This window comes from Aeromicrobium sp., assembly GCF_049586495.1.
GTDB lineage: Bacteria > Actinomycetota > Actinomycetes > Propionibacteriales > Nocardioidaceae > Aeromicrobium.
In genome coordinates this window covers 1-3,147 of record NZ_JBAVCB010000068.1, presented here as the reverse complement: position 1 = coordinate 3,147, position 3,147 = coordinate 1, and the positions used below count along the sequence as shown (strand labels likewise).

General features: G+C 66.7%; 5 protein-coding genes. 2 read left to right on the top strand and 3 right to left on the bottom strand.

The genetic code is table 11. The annotated features are described in order from the left end of the window. On the bottom strand, nt 1-284 hold a 284-nt coding region (locus WB508_RS04025), incomplete at its 3' end, for a hypothetical protein (RefSeq protein ID WP_423843597.1). A 352-nt stretch (nt 285-636) separates the two neighbouring features. Here WB508_RS04025 and WB508_RS04020 point away from each other — a divergent pair. Next, entirely contained in the window at nt 637-1,410 is a 774-nt protein-coding gene (locus WB508_RS04020) for a GTP pyrophosphokinase (RefSeq protein ID WP_423843596.1), read from the top strand. A 4-nt stretch (nt 1,411-1,414) separates the two neighbouring features. Here WB508_RS04020 and WB508_RS04015 read toward each other — a convergent pair whose 3' ends face one another. Both WB508_RS04015 and WB508_RS04010 read right to left on the bottom strand, forming a co-directional pair. After that, the gene (locus WB508_RS04015; protein ID WP_423843595.1) at nt 1,415-2,500 is read right to left on the bottom strand and encodes an ATP-dependent DNA ligase; all 1,086 of its coding nucleotides are present in this window, start codon (nt 2,498-2,500) and stop codon (nt 1,415-1,417) included. Between the two features lie 21 nt (nt 2,501-2,521). After that, nucleotides 2,522-2,872, bottom strand: a complete 351-nt coding sequence (locus WB508_RS04010; RefSeq protein ID WP_423843594.1) for a VOC family protein — start codon at nt 2,870-2,872, stop codon at nt 2,522-2,524. Nucleotides 2,873-2,935: 63 nt separating this feature from the next. Between WB508_RS04010 and WB508_RS04005 the strand changes: the two genes are divergently transcribed. After that, a partial coding sequence (locus WB508_RS04005) for an ATP-binding cassette domain-containing protein (protein WP_423843593.1) occupies nt 2,936-3,147 on the top strand: 212 nt, incomplete at its 3' end.

The following is a 3,147-nucleotide window of genomic DNA, read 5'->3' as shown; positions in this document are numbered from 1 at the left end:
GCGGCGGCTTTCTCGGCCTCGTCGGCAGCGGCCGTGACGGCCTCGTCCATGGCTGACAGCGGCGGACGCTCAGCGTCGCGAGACACGTCAGCACCCTCGTCGACGGCTACGGCGGCCATGGCTGGCTGGCCCTCGACGGCGAGGCCTGAGGACGCGACGGCAGCGCTGCTGGACAGCAGCACGGCGACCGTCGCGGCTGTCAGGGTTCTTGCCGACGGCAGTGGTCGGTGTGCGCGGGGTCCTCGATGGCTGGCCACTCGGTGGCGCTGAGTCACGTGCGTCATGCGTGCGTTCCTCGGAGTTGACGAAAAGTGGTGGCCCTGCGTGGGGCAACCATCAAATCTACGAATGCACCCTGAGAAGACAGGGGATTGCACTCTCAGGAAGGGCGTGGGATCGCCCACGTGGCCTGTGTCACACCCGGCGACTGACGGGCGTCGTGCTAGCTGGTGCGAGGCCACCCTGCGGGGAACTACCCCATGCGGCGGTCGTCGATCACGTAGTCGTGGTGCCCGGCCTGCTGCGCGCTGCACTGTGCACGGTGTCGGGTGGAACCGCTCGCCATCAGCCACGCTCGTGAAGCGATTCTTGGCTCACGTGCGGACATTCATCGGGATCGGTGCCTACAGTGGCGGAGTGGACGACACACCTCGGGGACTGGATCTCGGCCGACTGATCGAGCAGGTCGAGCCAGGTGGCGACCTGCACCAGGTCCGTCAGGACTTCACCCGATTCATGATGCGGTACCGGTTCGGCATGGACGAGGTGGTGACCAAGTTGTCGATCCTGCGCGACGAGTACGCCCACCTGCACGAGGAGAATCCGATCGAGAACATCTCCTCACGGCTCAAGCGACCCGAGAGCATCGTGGAGAAGATGTCCCGCAAGGGCACCGAGCCGTCGTTCGACTCGATCGAGAAGACCATCACTGACATCGCTGGCGTGCGAGTCACCTGCAGCTTCGTCTCCGACGTGCGGCGGGTCTTCGACCAGCTCTGCAGCCAGGCCGACGTCACCGTGGTGGACGTGCGCGACTACATCCAGACTCCGAAACCGAACGGCTATCGCAGCCTGCACGCGCTGCTCGAGGTACCGGTCTTCCTCACTGACGGGCCCGCGCCGGTCGTGGTGGAGGTGCAGATGCGCACCATCGCGATGGATTTTTGGGCCAGCACCGAGCACAAGATCTTCTACAAGTACCGCGACGACGTGCCGCCATCACTGCTCGAGGGGCTGAAGGAAGCGGCGGAGTCTGCCGCTGTGCTCGACACGCGCATGGAGCAGCTGCACACCCAGATGCGCACCGTCGGCCAGCTTCCTCCTGAGATCGAGGACGAGCTGCGGCACAGCGAGGCCCTCGTGCCGGACGAGACCTTCCTGCGCCGTCTGCACCAGATGGGCGAGGTCTGACCAATCACGTCACGATCGCGTCGAGGTCGTACCGCGCGACCTCCTCCAGCTGTGCATACGTGCACGACTCGGGCTCACGGTCGTCGCGCCACCGCTTGAACTGGGCGGTGTGCCGGAAGCGGGTGCCTTCCATGTGCTCGTAGCCGACCTCGGCCACCAACGTCGGGGCGATCGTGGCGAATGACAGGTCCTTGGTGCCGCTCCATCGGCTCTGTCCACCGGGCAATCGGTCACTCGCCTGAGCGTCGGGCTGCTGCCACTCCCCCCACGGATGTTCCGACAGCGGCACGCGCATGGCGTCGAGCTGGTCGAAGAGCTCGGCGCGGCGGGCCTCGGTGAACGACGCCGCCACGCCCACGTGCTGCAGCTTCCCTTCCTCGTTGTGCAGCCCCAGCAGCATCGACCCGAGCAGCGGCCGTTCGGCCGTCGAGGTCTTGTGCAGCCGGAATCCGGCCACCACCACGTCTGCGGTGCGAGCGTGCTTGATCTTCAGCATGGTCCTGCCGTTGGGCGCGTAGGGCTTGGCCAGCGCCTTGGCGACCACGCCATCGAGCCCGGCTCCCTCAAACACGCCGAACCACTCTTCGGCCACGGCGACGTCCGTGGTGGTGCGGGTGACGTGCACGGGGTCGCTGACGCCGGCGAGCGCCTCCTCCAGGGCTGCGCGGCGCTCCCCGAACGGCCGGTCCATCCACGATTCATCGCCCAGCGCGAGCAGATCGAAGGCCACGAAGGATGCGGGCGTGGTCTCAGCCAACATGTCAACGCGTGACGCAGCGGGATGGATGCGCTGCGACAGGACGTCGAACTCCAGCCGGCCGTCCACGGCCAGATAGATCTCTCCATCGACCACGATCCGCTCGGGCAGCTCGCGACGGAACGCCTCGACCAGCTCGGGGAAGTAGCGCGCCAGATCCTTGGTGGACCGGCTGCCGAGAACCACCTCGGCGCCGTCGCGGAACACCACGCAGCGGAAGCCGTCCCACTTGGGTTCAAACGACAAGCCGCCCGCCACGGAGTCAGCCGCCGGCACTCCCTTGACCGACTTGGCGAGCATCGGGCGAAGCGGCGGCATCACGGGCAGATCCATGGCGCCAGTGTTCCCGATCGATCATCTGTGGGCCAGCACGTTGATGACGTGTCCGTCCGGGTCCCTGAGGAAGAACCGGCGCACGCCCCACGGCTCGTCGGTGAGCGGATGCACGATCTCAGCATCCTGCTGTAGCGCTGCGGCATGCACCGCATCGACGTCGTCGACCTCAATCGACACGTCGGGACTCACCGGCGCGGATGCGTCGTGGGACATGACACTGAGCTGGAGTCCACGGTCATCGGGGTCGGCGACGGTGGCGATCCAGCCGTGGTCCATGACGACCTCGAGCCCGAGCACCCCTTGGTAGAATTCGACCGCCTCGGCGGTGGATCGCGATGACAGGTTGGCCACGATGCGACGCACACTCATCATCGAATGATCGACCCCCCGGCCCGCAAGGGCAAGGATGGCGTCGCCGCCTACACTGAACAGGTGAATCAGCCCGCCGTCGAGGTGACCGACCTCGTCATGCGATATGGCTCCACGACCGCTGTCGACGGCCTCTCGTTGAGCATCGCCCCGGGCACCGTCACCTCGATCCTCGGCCCCAATGGCGCTGGCAAGACGACCACGATCGAGACCTGCGAGGGATTTCGCGAGCCACAGGCTGGCAGCGTGCGCGTGCTGGGCCTGGACCCCCGCGC

Excerpts from the sequence above, each read along its gene's own strand:
- WB508_RS04015 (WP_423843595.1), bottom strand. The coding sequence starts at position 2,500 with ATGGATCTGCCCGTGATGCCGCCGCTTCGCCCGATGCTCGCCAAGTCG.
- WB508_RS04010 (WP_423843594.1), bottom strand. The coding sequence starts at position 2,872 with ATGAGTGTGCGTCGCATCGTGGCCAACCTGTCATCGCGATCCACCGCC.